This is a genomic window from Micromonospora sp. SL4-19, from assembly GCF_047921475.1.
Classification (GTDB): Bacteria; Actinomycetota; Actinomycetes; order Mycobacteriales; family Micromonosporaceae; genus Micromonospora.
This window is the reverse complement of the sequence record NZ_JBLROB010000098.1, coordinates 1-374: the sequence shown is the minus strand read 5'-3', so window position 1 is coordinate 374 and position 374 is coordinate 1. Positions and strand designations below refer to the sequence as shown.

The 374-nt window shown below is 68.2% G+C and carries 1 pseudogene; it reads left to right on the top strand.

The features are described from left to right. Nucleotides 1-374, top strand: a pseudogene (locus ACNAVT_RS31850) (uridylate kinase); the annotation flags it as partial.

Here is a 374-nt window from a genome sequence, read left to right as displayed (position 1 = left end):
TTGCGCAGACAGGGCCGCGACGTCATCCGCGCGGCGATCGACGATTTCCTCTTCCCCCGGGCACAGCGCTATCCGCGCGGCGAGTACTCGGCCGAAGGCTGCTACTTCGACACCCACGACTACGACGCCCTGAACCGGGTTCTGCTCGATCCGCTCGGCCCGGGCGGAGATCGACGCTTCCAACACGCGGTCTACGACCGCACGGCGGATACCGCGCTGTGCCCGCCGGTCACGACTGCCCCCGCCGACGCCGTGCTGGTCTTCGACGGCGTCTTCCTCATGCGCCCGGAACTGATTGACCGGTGGGACCTGCGCATCTTCGTGTCGACCGCGCTCGAGAAGACCGTGGATCGTGCCGTGATCCGAGAGCGCCG